This is a genomic window from Aliiroseovarius sp. S1123 (assembly GCF_023015885.1).
GTDB lineage: Bacteria > Pseudomonadota > Alphaproteobacteria > Rhodobacterales > Rhodobacteraceae > Aliiroseovarius.
This window is the reverse complement of sequence record NZ_JALKBE010000003.1, coordinates 415,909-430,629: the sequence shown is the minus strand read 5'-3', so window position 1 is coordinate 430,629 and position 14,721 is coordinate 415,909. Positions and strand designations below refer to the sequence as shown.

At 59.1% G+C, this 14,721-nt stretch carries 12 protein-coding genes, 1 tRNA gene and 1 pseudogene; 6 read left to right on the top strand and 8 right to left on the bottom strand.

The features are described from left to right. The first annotated feature begins 242 nt into the window (after nucleotides 1-242). From MWU53_RS08905 to MWU53_RS08895, 3 genes are read left to right on the top strand one after another with little or no spacing between them, the layout of a single operon-like run. Complete coding sequence (locus tag MWU53_RS08905; protein WP_247092515.1) at nucleotides 243-1,283, top strand: YeiH family protein; 1,041 nt, start codon at nucleotides 243-245, stop codon at nucleotides 1,281-1,283. A 26-nt stretch (nucleotides 1,284-1,309) separates the two neighbouring features. Continuing rightward, entirely contained in the window at nucleotides 1,310-2,347 is a 1,038-nt protein-coding gene (gene pta, locus MWU53_RS08900) for a phosphate acetyltransferase (protein ID WP_247092513.1), read from the top strand. Then, nucleotides 2,344-2,709: a cupin domain-containing protein gene (locus MWU53_RS08895; RefSeq protein WP_247092511.1), complete on the top strand. Its 366-nt coding sequence runs from the start codon at nucleotides 2,344-2,346 to the stop codon at nucleotides 2,707-2,709. Before pta ends, MWU53_RS08895 begins: the two co-directional genes overlap by 4 nt. Nucleotides 2,710-2,728: 19 nt before the next feature. Here the strand turns inward: MWU53_RS08895 and MWU53_RS08890 are convergent, their stop codons facing one another. Further along, complete coding sequence (locus MWU53_RS08890) at nucleotides 2,729-3,625, bottom strand: LysR family transcriptional regulator (RefSeq protein WP_247092509.1); 897 nt, start codon at nucleotides 3,623-3,625, stop codon at nucleotides 2,729-2,731. 145 nt (nucleotides 3,626-3,770) lie between these two features. Here MWU53_RS08890 and MWU53_RS08885 point away from each other — a divergent pair, with 145 nt between their 5' ends. Together MWU53_RS08885 and ygiD are read left to right on the top strand one after the other, a co-directional pair. Continuing rightward, nucleotides 3,771-4,193, top strand: a complete 423-nt coding sequence (locus MWU53_RS08885; protein WP_247092507.1) for a DoxX family protein — start codon at nucleotides 3,771-3,773, stop codon at nucleotides 4,191-4,193. Between the two features lie 49 nt (nucleotides 4,194-4,242). Further along, nucleotides 4,243-5,064, top strand: coding sequence for a 4,5-DOPA dioxygenase extradiol (gene ygiD, locus MWU53_RS08880; protein WP_247092506.1), 822 nt, complete (start codon nucleotides 4,243-4,245; stop codon nucleotides 5,062-5,064). An 89-nt stretch (nucleotides 5,065-5,153) separates the two neighbouring features. On the opposite strand, the pseudogene MWU53_RS08875 reads toward ygiD, so the two are convergent. Further along, a pseudogene (locus MWU53_RS08875) lies at nucleotides 5,154-5,447 on the bottom strand (4a-hydroxytetrahydrobiopterin dehydratase); the annotation flags it as partial. A 562-nt stretch (nucleotides 5,448-6,009) separates the two neighbouring features. Between MWU53_RS08875 and MWU53_RS08870 the strand changes: the two are divergent. Then, nucleotides 6,010-6,083, top strand: a tRNA-Gly gene (locus MWU53_RS08870). 52 nt (nucleotides 6,084-6,135) lie between these two features. Here MWU53_RS08870 and MWU53_RS08865 read toward each other — a convergent pair. The 6 genes from MWU53_RS08865 to MWU53_RS08840 form a co-directional block, all read right to left on the bottom strand. Further along, nucleotides 6,136-7,548: a mannose-1-phosphate guanylyltransferase/mannose-6-phosphate isomerase gene (locus tag MWU53_RS08865; protein ID WP_247092505.1), complete on the bottom strand. Its 1,413-nt coding sequence runs from the start codon at nucleotides 7,546-7,548 to the stop codon at nucleotides 6,136-6,138. Nucleotides 7,549-7,628: 80 nt separating this feature from the next. After that, nucleotides 7,629-8,561, bottom strand: coding sequence for an NAD-dependent epimerase/dehydratase family protein (locus tag MWU53_RS08860; RefSeq protein ID WP_247092504.1), 933 nt, complete (start codon nucleotides 8,559-8,561; stop codon nucleotides 7,629-7,631). A gap of 18 nt (nucleotides 8,562-8,579) precedes the next feature. Next, on the bottom strand, nucleotides 8,580-9,683 hold the full coding sequence (gmd, locus tag MWU53_RS08855; protein WP_247092549.1) for a GDP-mannose 4,6-dehydratase: 1,104 nt from the start codon (nucleotides 9,681-9,683) through the stop codon (nucleotides 8,580-8,582). Next, nucleotides 9,677-10,849, bottom strand: a complete 1,173-nt coding sequence (locus MWU53_RS08850; protein WP_247092503.1) for a DegT/DnrJ/EryC1/StrS family aminotransferase — start codon at nucleotides 10,847-10,849, stop codon at nucleotides 9,677-9,679. The genes gmd and MWU53_RS08850 overlap by 7 nt, the downstream gene beginning before the upstream one ends. Nucleotides 10,850-11,003: 154 nt before the next feature. After that, entirely contained in the window at nucleotides 11,004-13,217 is a 2,214-nt protein-coding gene (locus tag MWU53_RS08845; RefSeq protein WP_247092502.1) for a hypothetical protein, read from the bottom strand. Between the two features lie 86 nt (nucleotides 13,218-13,303). Then, complete coding sequence (locus tag MWU53_RS08840; RefSeq protein ID WP_247092501.1) at nucleotides 13,304-14,671, bottom strand: phosphomannomutase; 1,368 nt, start codon at nucleotides 14,669-14,671, stop codon at nucleotides 13,304-13,306. Between the last annotated feature and the right edge of the window lie 50 nt (nucleotides 14,672-14,721).

Sequence of the window (14,721 nt, the reverse complement as noted above, 5' to 3'; positions counted from 1 at the left end):
ACGGCATCACCACCCTGATCGAAGCGATGATCAACCAGGAACTGGGCGAACCCTTCCGCCGCGACGCGATGAAAAAACCCGTCAAAGTCGCTGGCATCAGCAAAGACGACATGAAACCGCAACAGGTTTGATGAACCCTCCCTTGTCGGGGCAGGCCTACGTCCCGGCATTTCCTGCGCCCTCTCTTCATCCACCCTTGAAGAAGAGGGGGCGCACTTTTCTTTTTTTGAAGGATGAAAGTGATGATGCAGGACAGCACAGCCCCCGCATTTGCACCCCGTGTGATGGCGTTTCTGCAGGACAACTGGCGCGGTTTTCTGGTGTCAGTCGTCGTGGCTGCGGCAGCGCAGTTTTTGTCAGAGCATTACGGCGCACCTGCAATGCTGATGGCGCTGCTTCTGGGCATTGCTTTTCATTTCTTGGCCGAAGACAGCGGCGGGGCCTGTAAAGCGGGGATCGAGTTCACCGCGCGCACCGTGCTGCGCTTTGGTGTGGCACTTCTGGGTGCCCGCATCAGTGTCGAGTTGATGGTGGGCCTTGGGCCGAAGCTGATCTCGGTCGTTGTGCTGGGCGTGATCCTGACCATCCTCTTTGGCCTTCTGATGGCGCGTGTCCTTGGGCGCGGCTGGCGGTTTGGCCTTCTGACCGGCGGATCGGTGGCGATCTGCGGGGCATCGGCTGCGATGGCCATTGCCGCGGTTTTGCCAAAAAACGAACATTCCGAGCGCAACCTGATCTTCACCGTTCTGTCGGTCACCGTGCTGTCGACCATTGCGATGATCGCCTATCCGATCCTGACCGAGGCGTTTGACTTCAACGACGAAGTCTCGGGCGTCTTCCTTGGCGGCACGATCCACGATGTGGCCCAGGTTGTCGGCGCTGGCTTCTCGGTCTCGGATCAAGCCGGGGAAGTGGCCACGATGGTCAAGCTGATCCGCGTCGCGATGTTGGCCCCGGTGGTTCTGATCATCTCGATCCTTGTGCGCCGTTTTGCCGAGGACAATGCCGCTGAGGGCAAGCGCCCCCCGATCCTGCCGACATTCGTCGTCGGCTTCCTGATCTTCGCCACCCTGAACTCGCTTGGGCTGATCCCGGCCGCGCTGGTCGACGCCATGTCGTCGCTCAGCCGTTGGGCGCTGTTGGTGTCGATCGCCGCCGTGGGCATGAAAACCTCGCTTAAGCGGATTTTGGAAGTGGGCGGGCAGGCCATTGCGATGATCGTGGTCGAGACGATCTTTATCGCGCTCTTTGTCCTCGCTGGCGTCCTGATGTTGGGCCACTAAGCTAATCCGTCGAAAAGGATCAGACGATGAAACCGCTTGAAATGCTTTTGAAAAATGCAGCGCGCTCGCAAAAGAAGATCGTGCTGAGCGAAGGCGCCGATCCGCGCGCCGTGGCGGCGGCCATTGATGCCCGCGCGCAAGGGATCGCCCGGATTGTGCTGGTGGGGTCTGAGGCCGATGTGCAGGCCGAGCTTGCCCGCGCGGGCGCCGCACCCGGCGATGGGATCGAGATTCAGGATCCGGCAACCTCGCCTTTGTTGGACGAACTGGCAGCGTTGTTTCACGAACTGCGCCAGCACAAGGGCGTCACACCCGAGATGGCCCGCGACGCCGCAAAATCACCGCATGTCTTCGCAGCCCTTCTGGTTAAATCGGGCCACGCCGATGGCACAGTTGGCGGCGCTGTCGCCACCACCGCCGAGATCGTGCGCACGGCCATTCAGGTGATCGGCCCCAAGCCGGGATCAAAGCTGATTTCGAGCTTTTTCCTGATGCTGTTCTGCAAGGATCACCACGCGAAGAAAGGCGCGCATATCTTCACTGATAGCGGCCTTGTCGTGGACCCCACGGCCGAGGAAATGGCCCAGATCGCGCAGGCATCAGCCGAATCCTTCGTGGCCCTGACCGGCGACACGCCGCGGGTTGCGATGCTGTCGTTCTCGACGCGCGGAAGTGCCTCGCATGACAAAGTGTCGAAAGTGGTTACGGCGACGGAACTGGCACGGGCAGCCAACCCCAATCTGCTGATTGATGGCGAGCTGCAGTTCGATGCGGCTTTCGTTCCGGACGTCGCAGCGTCCAAGGCCAGCGGGTCGCCATTGGGGGGCGATGCGAACATCTTTGTCTTCCCCAATCTGGAAGCCGGTAACATCGCCTACAAGATCGCCCAGCGCGTGGGCGGAGCCGCGGCTATCGGCCCGATCCTTCAGGGTCTTGCCCGCCCCGCCAACGACCTGTCACGCGGGTGTTCTGCTGAGGACATCCTGCACATGATCGCCGTCACTGCCGCCCAGGCCGACGCCGCAGATATCTTGAAAGCTGAAGCCAAAGGAGAAGACGCATGACCCCTCACGTTGTCGACCTTAGCAAAACGTCCGACGCCAAAACCTCGCGCCGTCTTGCAGATATCCCAAACTGCGTCGTCGAAGGCGACCCGCATCAGGATATCTGGGTTCATTCAACAAGCCCGGATGGGAAGCTGACCGTTGGGGTTTGGACCTCGACCCCCGGCAAATGGCACGCTTTCGCGGGCAAGGACGAGTATTGCTATATTGTGTCGGGCCGATGCGCCTTGATCCATGAAGACGGAACGCGACAAGAGTTCACCGCAGGCGGATCGTTTTTCATTCCGGACGGGTTCAAGGGCTTTTGGGAAGTGCTGGAAACCTGCACCAAGCATTTCGTGATCCGCGACACCAAACCCTGACCCAAAGCCTTTGGGCGCGTCAGCGAAAGCTGGACTGTCGGATGTCTTGCTGAATGAAGTCGATCAGGCTGCGAAGCTTGCGCGGCAAGGCGCGCCCCTCAAGATAGACTGCCGAGATCGGGCTTGTTTCCCCGTCGTAATCCGGCAGCAACGGCACCAATCGCCCATCCTCTATGGCGTCTTGCAGGGCGAAGCTGGGGCCATAGGCGATGCCCCGCCCGGCGGCCGCCAATTCACAGGCGGCACGCGCCGAGTTCACCCGGAAGCGCCCTGTTACGTTGACCGTCTCTTCGACACCGTTGTGATAGAACGCCCAGCGCGTGGGGGTGCGGCGGTTGGTATCCAAGATGCAGCAATGCGTCGCCAGATCACGCGGGTGCTGCGGATCGCCATACGCGGCCAGATAGGCGGGACTGGCCGCCGCTTGGGTCCGAAACGCCCCCAATTTGCGCGTCTTCACGGATAGGGTCTCGGTGGTGCCAATCCGGATTGCCACGTCAATCCCGTCACTCGCCAGATCCGAGAAGCCATCCGTCAGCCGCAGATCAATGGAAAGGTCCGGGTGCTGCGCAGCAAAACGCCCTAGCATGCCGTTCACATAGACTTCGCCAAAGGTAACCGGGGCCGAAATGCGGATGGTCCCGGTGAAGCCGCGGATGTCTTCGGTCACCTCGGCCAGCATGTCGTCCAAATCGTCCATCAAGGCCGGGGCACGGGCCATCAGATCCTCGCCTGCTGCGGTCAGCCCCACCCTGCGCGTGGTGCGCTGAAACAACCGCACACCAAGGCGATCCTCAAGCGCGCCAACATATTTCGAGGTAAGCCGGTTCGATATCCCAAGCTGCTGGGCCGCAGCCGTAAACGACCCGGTTTGGGCCGTTGCCACGAAGGCTTTTAGCCCGTCAATCAGATCCATGCGGGCTCCATTAAGAACATAATGGCGATAGTCATACAATAACTTCGCCATTTTGTGGATTTTTGACAAGCCCTATGTTGATCCCAGCAAAACAACGACCCCGACAGCAACACTCTGCGGGTCATCTTATGAAAGGATCATCGACATGATCGATCAAACTACTGCTCCCTATGCCGCCTTGGCCTTGCGCCTGACGACCGGTGGCCTTTTCCTGGCACATGGACTGACCAAATTGCTGGTCTTTACCATTCCCGGAACGGTCGGCTTTTTTGAAAGCATGGGCCTGCCCGCCATCCTCGCTTATCTGACCATCATCGCCGAGATTGGTGGCGGGATTGCGTTGATCCTGGGCGTGGCCACCCGACTGGTATCACTGGCTGTTCTGCCTGTGCTGCTAGGGGCGATCTGGGCACATTCTGGTGCCGGGTGGATGTTCTCGAACGAAGGTGGCGGCTGGGAATTCCCGCTGTTCTGGGCCGTGGCACAAATTGCACTGGCGCTTCTTGGAAACGGCGCTTTCGCGTTGAAACTGCCGATTGTCGAAAAAACCCTGGGCCAATACGCTTAATCCAGCGGTGCTGCCTTCTGGCGGCACCCCACCCTGCAGGAGCTGCAACATGAAAGTCGTTCAATCCCTTCAGTCACTACGTGACCGCTTTGCGGCATCCGAGCGGATGCCCTTGGTCTTTCTGGGGCACGGGTCGCCGATGAACGCCATCGAGGACACCAAGTATAGCCGCGGCTGGACCGAACTGGGCCGCCAACTGCCGCGCCCGCAAGCGATCTTGGTGGTCTCGGCCCACTGGGTGACGACCGGCACCACTCTGGTCGACGTGTCAGAAATGCCTGCGGTGATCCATGACTTCTATGGCTTCCCCAACGAACTGTATGACCAAGACTATCCGGCTGATGGCCACCCCGAACTCGCCCGCGAGGTCGTATCGCTTCTGTCCAGCCACAACGGGCAGGAAGACGACACATGGGGGCTGGACCACGGCTCTTGGTCGGTTCTGAAGTTCTTGTTCCCAAAGGCTGACGTTCCGGTTTTTCAGTTGTCGATCGACATGTCTCAGGATTTCGAGTGGCACATGGAAATCGGCCGCGTACTGTCGCAGTTGCGTGACCGCGGTGTTTTGATCCTTGGATCGGGAAACATTGTGCACAATCTGCGCGCCTTGACCCCATCGGGACCGCCGCCAGATTTCGCTCAGGCCTTTGACACGATGTTCACCGAGCGCCTGACCGAGCGCGATTTTGCTGCACTGACAGACCGAAAGGGTATGGGCAGTTTGCTACGTCAGGCACATCCGACGACCGAACACTATGTACCCGCGCTTACCATCGCCGGGGCCTCGGACAGTCGTGACGCGCTGACCTTTCTGAATGACAGTTTCGACCTGGGATCCGTTTCGATGCGATCTTTTGTGTTTCACGCCTGAGCGCATTGCTCTCAACGAGGCGCGTCCGGGTGACAAAGACAGGCGATCGGTTCCGAAAGGTCCGATTGGAATGTTGCAGCGCTCGACGCGCCCGCAAGTGCGTCCATTTTTTTTGCCAGCTTAATATCCAGATCGGTTAGACCGTCTGCGTCGTGTGTCGTCAACGTGACGTCAACGGTGCGATAGACATTGCTCCATTCCGGGTGATGATTCCACTTTTCACACCAGATCGCGACGCGGGACATCCAGCCCCAAGCCTCTACAAAATTGGAAAAAATATATACTTTCCGGATGGCATCACGGTCTGTGACCGCTCCCCAGCCGGCATCTCCCAGCGGCAGCAAGTGCTTCCGACGCTCTTCGGGTGTCAAAACATCTACCATTCTCAGCTTCCCTACAATCTGTCTAATCGCATCCAGACGAGCCATTCCTTGTCCCGTCAGAACGTCAGCCTGCCGTGACTTCAAGACAATCACTTCCGGCTCCAGAAGCCATCACACCAATGGAACCCAGCCCGATCATGCACGAACAATCAACTTGGACCCGTCAGATAGGGCTACTCACCTGCCTTGAAGGCTATCTACGTAGTATCACGATGATTGAATCATTTTGCAAAAGCCCTTTGTTCTGCGAAGTCGATTGGAATCCAAAGCACGACATCCCACTGTCTGAGGGCGCTAGAATTGGTCACCTGTGCAGTTGATTTCGCAAGGAAACCGTCTGATCTATTAGATCACAGCCCGAACAGAAGTCGTGACTGCGAAGAAGATCAGTGAAACCAAGGGAACCTCGTTTCAGGAAGGGTTATCGCTCAGCCGATATTAACGCGAATCGGTGTGGCATGGTGAGCTTCCTAAGCTGATTTTGGGGTGGTTATTCATTAGATTACGCTAATGGGTACACTTGACGCCCAGAAACACATGAAATATGTCCTGTTTTCACTGAGCGGGCGTTGTGTAGTGGTAAGACCTTAGCCTTCCAAGCTAATGACGCGGGTTCGATTCCCGCCGCCCGCTCCAGAAACTCCAGACATCGCAGATTGGTCGCCCAAGAAGGGCCGCGCGCACGGATTTAGTCCCGCGCGTAGACGTCTTCGTAGCGGATAATGTCATCTTCCCCCAGATAAGATCCGGTCTGAACCTCGATCAGGACCATCGGCACCTTGCCGGGGTTTTCCATGCGGTGGGTGGCGCCCAGCGGGATGTAGACGGACTGGTTTTCGCTGACCAGTTTGACCTCGTCATCTACGGTGACCTTGGCGGTACCTTCGACCACGATCCAGTGTTCGGACCGGTGGTGGTGGGACTGCAGCGACAGGGCCGCGCCGGGGTGTACGACAATCCGTTTGACCTGGAACCGGTCCCCCACGACAAGGCTTTCAAACCAGCCCCACGGGCGGTGATCCTTGGGGAAGGCCTCGGCCTGAGGGGCTTTCTGTTCCTTCAGCGCGGTGACCGCCTGTTTGACCTCTTGCGTGCGGTCCTTGTGGCTGATCAGAACCGCGTCGGGCATGGCGACCGCGACGATATCCTCAAGCCCGATGCCGACGATCGCCTGACCTTCCACTTCCGAGCGCAAGAGTGTGTTCTGGCAATCAATCGACGTGGCCGGACCGGACAAAGACAGGCCATCCGAATGGGTTTCACGCCAGACAGCCGCCCAATCCCCCAGATCGGACCAGCGCCCGGCGAAGGGAACGACGGACAGGTTGTCGGCTTTCTCCATCACCGCATAGTCGATCGAGATCGGCTTGGCCGTGTCCCATGCCACGGGGTCGAGACGGGTAAAGCCCAGATCCCGCTTGGCGCCATCCACTGCGCCTTTGACAGCCGCCATAAGCTCGGGCGCGTAGGTTTCAAAGGCCGCCAGAATGGTTGGAACCGAGAACAGGAAAATCCCGGCATTCCACAGGTACCGCCCTTCGGCCAGCATGCTGGCGGCGGTTTCCGCATCCGGTTTCTCGACAAATGATTTCAGCGGCACGGCGGTCATGTTGCCGGTCGGCGCCGCGTCCAGTTCAAGATAACCATAGCCGGTTTCCGGGCGGTCCGGGCTGATGCCGAAGGTGACCATCTGGCCCGCGCGCGCGGCGGGCAAAGCGGCGTCCACGCAGGCGTTAAAGTCGTCCGTGTCCGGGATCACGTGATCAGACGGCGCGACCAACATCATGCCGTCCGGATCGGTGGCGGCCAAATGCAACGCTGCGGCCAGCACAGCAGGGGCCGTATCGCGCCCGGCGGGTTCAATCAGAACTGCCCCGGTCGTGATCCCTGCGCCGTCCAGCTGCTCGGTCACGATGAAGCGGAAATCATTCGCCGTGACGACCAGAGGGGCCGCATAGGCAGGGCCAGACAAGCGATGGGCGCTGGCCTGAAACAGGCTTTCGTCCCCCATCAAGGGCGAGAACTGCTTGGGATAGCTTTTACGCGACAGGGGCCACAAACGGGTGCCAGAGCCGCCACACAGCAATACTGGAGTAATCATTGAACTGTTCCTTCTTGCCCTGCTTATCTTTTCAAATTCGGACAGAAAGGCGGCAATCGGATGTCTTCTTCAAGCAATCCTCAGCCAGCCGCAATCTGACCTTCATACGCCGAAATCACGGCGGCAAGTGCCTGTGGCATCGGGGTTTGGGGGGCGTATCCCAGCGCCTTGGCGCGTTCGGAGGTCATGCATTTCGCCATCATACCCTCGGGCCGGGACAGATCATGGTGAAACGCGCCGGTATAGCCTGCCATTTCGCCAATCATCTGATAGTACTCGTTGACCGAATAATCCGTGCCATAGCCGACATTCAGAACCTGAGGCAGGCTGTCCAGCCGCGGCAGCGACGTCAGCATGAACTGCACCAGATCATCGACAAACAGGAACTCGCGCCGGGCGTTGCCGCTGCCCCAGATCTCGACGCTATCCTCGCCCGCATTTCGCGCCTGCACGACCTTGGTCACGATGGCGGCAATCAGGTGGCTTGCGACCGACCCGAAATGGTCCTCGGTCCCGAACAGGTTGCACGGGATCAGCGTTTTATAGTGTCTGTTGTCGTGGCTGCGGGTGATGTAATCGCACAACCGCGCGCCGGTGATTTTGGACAGCGCATAGCCTTCGTTCGTGGGTTCCAGCGGCGCGGCGAGGATATCGCCTTCCTCAAGCGGTTGGCGATAGTCGCGCGGGTACATACAGGATGATCCAAGGAACACCAGACGCTCAACACCTGCCTGATGGGCGCCCATGATGACCGCGTCGTTCATCCTCAGGTTCTCGACCAGAAAATCGACCGGGTGATCGATGTTGGCCTGAATGCCGCCCACACGCGCCGCTGCATGGATGACTGCATCCACCGGGTTGGCGGCGAACCAGTCGGATACGGCCTGCGCGTCGGTCAAGGGAAGCTCGGCCCGGGTCGGGGCCAGAACCTCAAGGTCGGGCGCAACGGTTGGGGCCAAGCGCTGCAATGCGCTGCCCAACATGCCAGATCCACCGGTCAGAAGAAGCTTCATGAGTGGCTTGCCCCGCTCTTATTCCACAACACCATAGGCACGACGTGCCAGACGCTCGGTTTCCAGAAGCTTCCAATCTTCCTGCACCATTTCGCTGACCAGATCAGCGAAAGGCGTAGAGCTTTCCCAGCCCAGCATTTCGCGCGCTTTTGTCGGATCACCCAACAGCTGTTCAACCTCGGTCGGGCGGAAATAGCGCGGATCGACTTGCACAAGACATTGACCCGTCTTGGCGTCATAGCCTTTCTCATCCACGCCTTCGCCTTTCCATTCCAGCGTCACATCGGTGGCAGCAAAGGCCAGATCACAGAATTCGCGGACCGAGTGCATTTCGCCGGTTGCCAGCACGAAGTCTTCGGGCACGTCATGTTGCAGGATACGCCACATGCCTTCCACATAGTCGCGGGCATGGCCCCAGTCGCGCAGAGCGTCCAGATTGCCCAGATAGAGCGTGTCCTGCAGGCCCAGCTTGATCGCCGCCGCCGCGCGGCTGATCTTGCGGGTCACAAAGGTCTCGCCGCGGATCGGGCTTTCGTGGTTGAACAGAATGCCGTTGGTGGCAAACATGTCATAGGCTTCACGATAGTTGACCGTGATCCAATAGGCATACAGCTTCGCCGCCGCATAGGGCGAGCGTGGATAGAACGGCGTGGTTTCGCGCTGTGGAACCTCTTGCACCTTGCCATACAGTTCCGACGTAGAGGCCTGATAATACTTGGTCTTTTCGGTCAGACCCAGCATCCGGATGGCTTCCAGAATACGCAACGAGCCAATGGCGTCGGCGTTCGCGGTATACTCCGGCATCTCGAAGCTGACTTGCACGTGCGACTGTGCAGCAAGGTTATAAATCTCGTCCGGTTGGATGTCGGCGATCTGACGGATCAGCGTGGTGCTGTCGGTCATGTCACCATAGTGCAGATGCAGGTTGCCGGGACGGTGATTGTCGATCTGCAGGTGGTCAATGCGCGCCGTGTTGAACGAAGACGAGCGGCGCTTGACGCCATGCACTTCATAGCCCTTTGCCAGCAAAAGCTCGGCCAGATAGGCGCCGTCTTGTCCGGTGATGCCCGTGATATAGGCGGTTTTCTTATCGGCCCTAGGTCTGGTCCTTGTTCTTAGAATTTGGCACAGGTCGCGTCGACGACCTCGCGCAGACGATCCAGTTGCGCGGGAATGGGGTGGTGGTGGTTGCCAACAAACAACCCTTCGGAATCAATCACGTCTGCGGCCTTGATCTGGCCAAAGACGTTGTGGTCCAGCTTGTCGATGACAGGGTTGCGCAGGAAGTTTCCGGTAACGATGGGGCGGCATTCAATCTCGGCCTCTTTCAGGGCGTCGACCAAGGCCGCGCGCTGGCCGCGCATCTTGCCCTGCAGCACCATAGCAAAGCCGAACCAGCTGCTTTCGCCGGTTTCGCGCTGAATGGTCAGATGCTCGTGATCGCCAAATAGCGACTGAAACTGCACCGCGTTCTTGCGCCGTTCGGCAACGAAGCTGTCCAGTTTCGCAAGCTGAGGAATGCCCAGCGCACCTTCCATTTCGATCGGGCGCAGGTTGTAGCCGGGCAGCACGAAGCGGAATTGACGCACGAAGGGGTCAGGGTCCATCGGCAGATGCGTATCTTCGGGCAGATCACGGACCCAGCCATGGGCGCGGATCGACAGCATGTTGTCATAAAGCTTGCGATCATCGGTGATCACAAGCCCGCCTTCCATCGTGCAGATATGGTGGCTGAAAAAGGTCGAGAACGTCCCGAACAGCCCAAAAGCACCGGCCTTTTCGCCATTCAGGCTGGCACCCATGCTTTCGCAATTGTCTTCTGCCAGAAGGACACCCGCATCGGCACAGATCTTGCGCAGACGATCCGCCTCGATCGGGTTGCCCAGCAGGTTCACCGCAAAGACCATCTTGGTGCGCGGCGTGATTGCGGCGGCGACCTGATCAACATCGATATTCAGCGTCTCGGGGTTGATGTCGACAAAGCGTAGCTTCATCCCGTTCTGGGTAATCGGGAAATAGGTGGTGGACCAGCTGACCGCAGGAACGATCACCTCGTCTCCGGGCTGAAACCCGAAATCCGGGTGATGGAAGGCCGCCGTGATGCCCAGCAAGTTGGCCGTCGATCCGGACGAGGTCATGACAGCGTATTTCTTGCCAAACTTCTTGGCAAATGCCTCTTCAAATTCGCGGACACGGGCGCCCATTGTGAAACGGTCTGATGCGATCACCTCTTGCAGCGCCGCGTATTCCGCGTCGTCCCAAGTTGTATTTGCCAGCGGATAGAACATCGCCTGATACCTTATGCCTGTCGTAGAACGCACCGATTGCCAATGCGTCGTTTAATTGGCGGCAACTTAGACATCGTATCTTCTAATTGCTAGCACCTTACTTTGACGCATTGCTTGCCATTTCCACTGTGATGCAAAGACCATAGCGCGCCCGTCATTTGGCCAGATCAAGCACCATATCCGTGTCGAACGTGCTGCGCTTGATCAGCTCGCGCGCGACCTCGGGACGACCGAGCCGGTCAAACTGCCGATAGATGTCCTGAAGCGTGTGCACAGACTCCAGCCCCCAATCGACGATCTTTTCATAGATCTCGTACGCCTCGTCGGCGCGATCTGCGGCCATCAGGAACCGGGCCTTGGGGGTCATGATCCGCACGGCGCCATGGGCGAGCTTCTCGGCCTTGTCCAATTCGACCAACGCTTCGGGCAGACGATCTGCCGTGCGACGCAACATGTTGGCGGTCAGGATGCGGATCTCGATAAATTCATGATCATGATCTGCCAGCCGGTCATGAATGGCCCGGGCGTCATCACGACGATCCCTGTCAGACCACAAGCGGTCAGCCAGACAGGCCGCATAGCAAGGGTGGTTGCCGGACAGCTCGGTGGCCCGTTCAAGATAAGGCAGCGCGTCCTTCGCCTCGCCTGTTTCGAACAGGATGTCCGATAAACGCTTGTAGTAAATCGGATTCTCGGGCGCCTGTTCGACCGCCGTCAGATGCGCATCCAGCGCGGCCCGCGTGTTACCCATCGCATGATCATAGACCCCCAGCGCAGAGATCAACGCGGGCTCACCCTTCATCTTGTTAAATGAGCGACGAAGCATGTCACGGGTTTTGGCGATCTTCGAGATGTTGGTGAACGCCCGATTCAGACGCTTGCCAGAAACAAGTCGCCAGTCGCGCACGACGATCTCCCACGGGTGGAAAAGCGGTCGATCTTCCGGCTTCATCCCGTGCGGTACAAGGCCGTTTAGCGCAGCTAAAGACGCTTTGCCGACGGGAAACACGCCGCCTTTTTTACGCACCAGATCCGGATCAAACGGATAGAAATTATCTGGCGTGATCGCACCGCCCCCCAGCGCAGAGCTGAGCGCGCCTTGCACCAAAGGCTCGAGCGGTCGGAACCATGTCGCCGCCTGCAGACGCGAGCGTGCCGCCGTATGATCCCCCTGCACCAACTGGTTCATGGCCGAATATGCGTTCACGACCGCAATGGAATCATCGACATAGACCGGGCGCGCATAGGCCATCTTGCGCACCTCTTCGACATAGGGCAGATCCTGACTGGTCACCGAAAGTTCGCACAGCAGCTGATAGGCAAAGCTTTTATCCAGCCCGTCTTCCATATACGCGCTGATGATCCGCTTGGCGCGCGCGGGGTCGTTACGCGACAACTGGTATTCGATCTGGAAATGCAGGCTTTGCCCTACATCCCCCATGTTGATGAACAGGTCTGATTTCTGTTCCAGCCGCTGAGACATCCGCTCCATCGCGATGTCATGTTCTTCTTGGGTCAGGGCATCCTGAACAGCCCGCAAGTTGCAGCCGCCAATTGTCATGGCCGTCTGGCTATAGGCCGAAGACGGCGGCCCGTAGATCTGCTTGCACAGCGACATGGCATACAATTCAAGAAAATCGCGTGCGCCGCTGGTAAAGTCACGTTCGCCGAACAGATCCGAGATCCCCATCACGCGATCGGATTTTTCTTTCAGCCGGTCCACCTCTTGCGGGGTGTCCGAGAAAACCAGAATACGCTGGGTCGGATCTTCGAGCAGCCGTTCCAGCAACACCTCGTAGAACTCGCGCGGGATGTACTTGTTGGGCCACAGCTTGTTCGACGTCACCTGATTATAGATGATGTCCCCGCGGCGGATGTGAAGCGCAGTCAGGCTGGACCCGGCGAACATCTCTTTGATCTCGCCGATCATCGCCTGAACCGGGGGGGAGTACTCGAACTCGTCCAGACACAGGGGCAAGGCAGCCTGCACTTTGGCCATATCTTCCCATGGCAAAACGGTGATCCCCATCGCCGCACCGGCCAGATAGCTTTCACCCTTTGCGACGGGCTTCAGGAATTGTCCGCGGGTCGTGCCGCTGCCTTCCACCGTGCTGATATCGATCAGATCGTTATAGACCTGATGCAGCACATCGCCGTCGAAGAACTTCCGTTCGACAAAATCCTCGCTGAAAATATAGGTCGGATCACGGCATTCCTCGTGGGTACGCCCACCAGTGGTCCAGCCACAAAACCACGGAATGTCATAGTCACGCGATATCCGAATGGCGTTCAACATCGAGATAATGCGCGCGCCCATCCGGTCGTTGCGGTGGGCAATAATACTGCTCTTCAAATCAGCCTGTTTCATCGCGCAACCCTACTCAGATCAGAAAGGCGGGGCCAGCCGAAAGTCGGAAAGCCTGACGATACGAAATTTGGGTGCATAGATCGGTATCAGTTTTGCCCCAGCTCTGCCCTCAATGCCTCTAATCCGACGGCAAGCGCTTGGTCTGCGGCAGGGGCACTGTCGGCCTCGACATACAGGCGCAGTTCGGGGGCGTTTCCAGAGGGGCGCAGATGCACAATCCGGCCGTCGTTCAGCGTCATGCGCAAGCCATCGGTCCGATCCACGGCGGCACAGCGTCCACCGACGCGCGTCAGAAACGCGTCGCGCGCATCTGCGTCGGCATCCAATCTTGCGACCAATGTCTGCGAGATCTCGGTCGGCACCTCTTGCAGGCGGTCGGCGGCGGTAAAGCGGGCTGGTTGCTGCGCGACCAGCGCCGACAGACCGCCCGCAGCCCGTGCGCGCGTCAGAGGCACTAGGAACGGCAACACCGCGTCGCGGGTCATCAAGGGCGGCAAGCCCTGTGCCTCGAACCCCAGAAGGAAGCCGCCATTTGCCTCGTACCCGACGACGCGTCCGTTGGCCTGCTCCATGCCCGCAATCACGTAAGGCGAGCCGATGCGCGTGCGGATCACCTGGCCGAACACCTCTTCCGCGCCCGTATTCGACGATACCGGGGTCACGGCGACATCGGCCCCCATCGCGGCGCCGGTGATCTGGCCCAGGACATCGCCCACAATCACCTGACCTGCCTCATCCGTCAGCAAGGGCCGATCCCCGTCCCCATCCGTGGAAATGATCGCGTCCAGATCATGCGCGCTGGCCCAGTCGCGCAGCTGTTGGCGAAGTTCGGGGGCGACGGCCTCGGTGTCGACTGGAATGAACGACGGGCTGCGACCCAGCTCCAGAACCGAACCGCCCAGCGCCGGGATCATGTCTAACAGCAGATCACGCCCAACGGCGGAGTGGCTGTAGACACCGATCCGCAATCCGTCCAGCGCATCTGGCCCAAAGGCGGTGACATAGCGGGTCACATAGTCGGCCCCCGCCGTGGTGTTTTGGATCACCTCTGGCCCCGCAATTGGGTCCATACAAGTGTCTAATGCAGCCAAAATCGCGGATTCATGGGCTTTGGTGATCTCACCCTCGGGCGTATAGAATTTCAACCCGTTGCGGTCTGCCGGGATGTGGCTGCCGGTGATCATGACTGCCGAGGCGCCCGCCCCCATCGCCGCCAAAGCCAGCGCCGGGGTAGGCACCGCCCCGCAATCCGTCACTTGAATACCCGCAGCCTGCGCCGCATCCGCCACCATCCCCGCAATGTCGGGCGAAGAGGGCCGCAGGTCACGGCCCACGAACAACCCCGTTCCCACCGGGCAAGCGCGCAGAAAGGCCATAACATGGGCGCCGACCAGGTCAGGCGTCAGGTCTGTGACAAGGCCACGCAGGCCGCTTGTGCCGAATTTAGGGGACATTTCGGAACTCTTTTATGTGGGAAGTTAAGTTAAGGGGCAGGCGTTGCTGC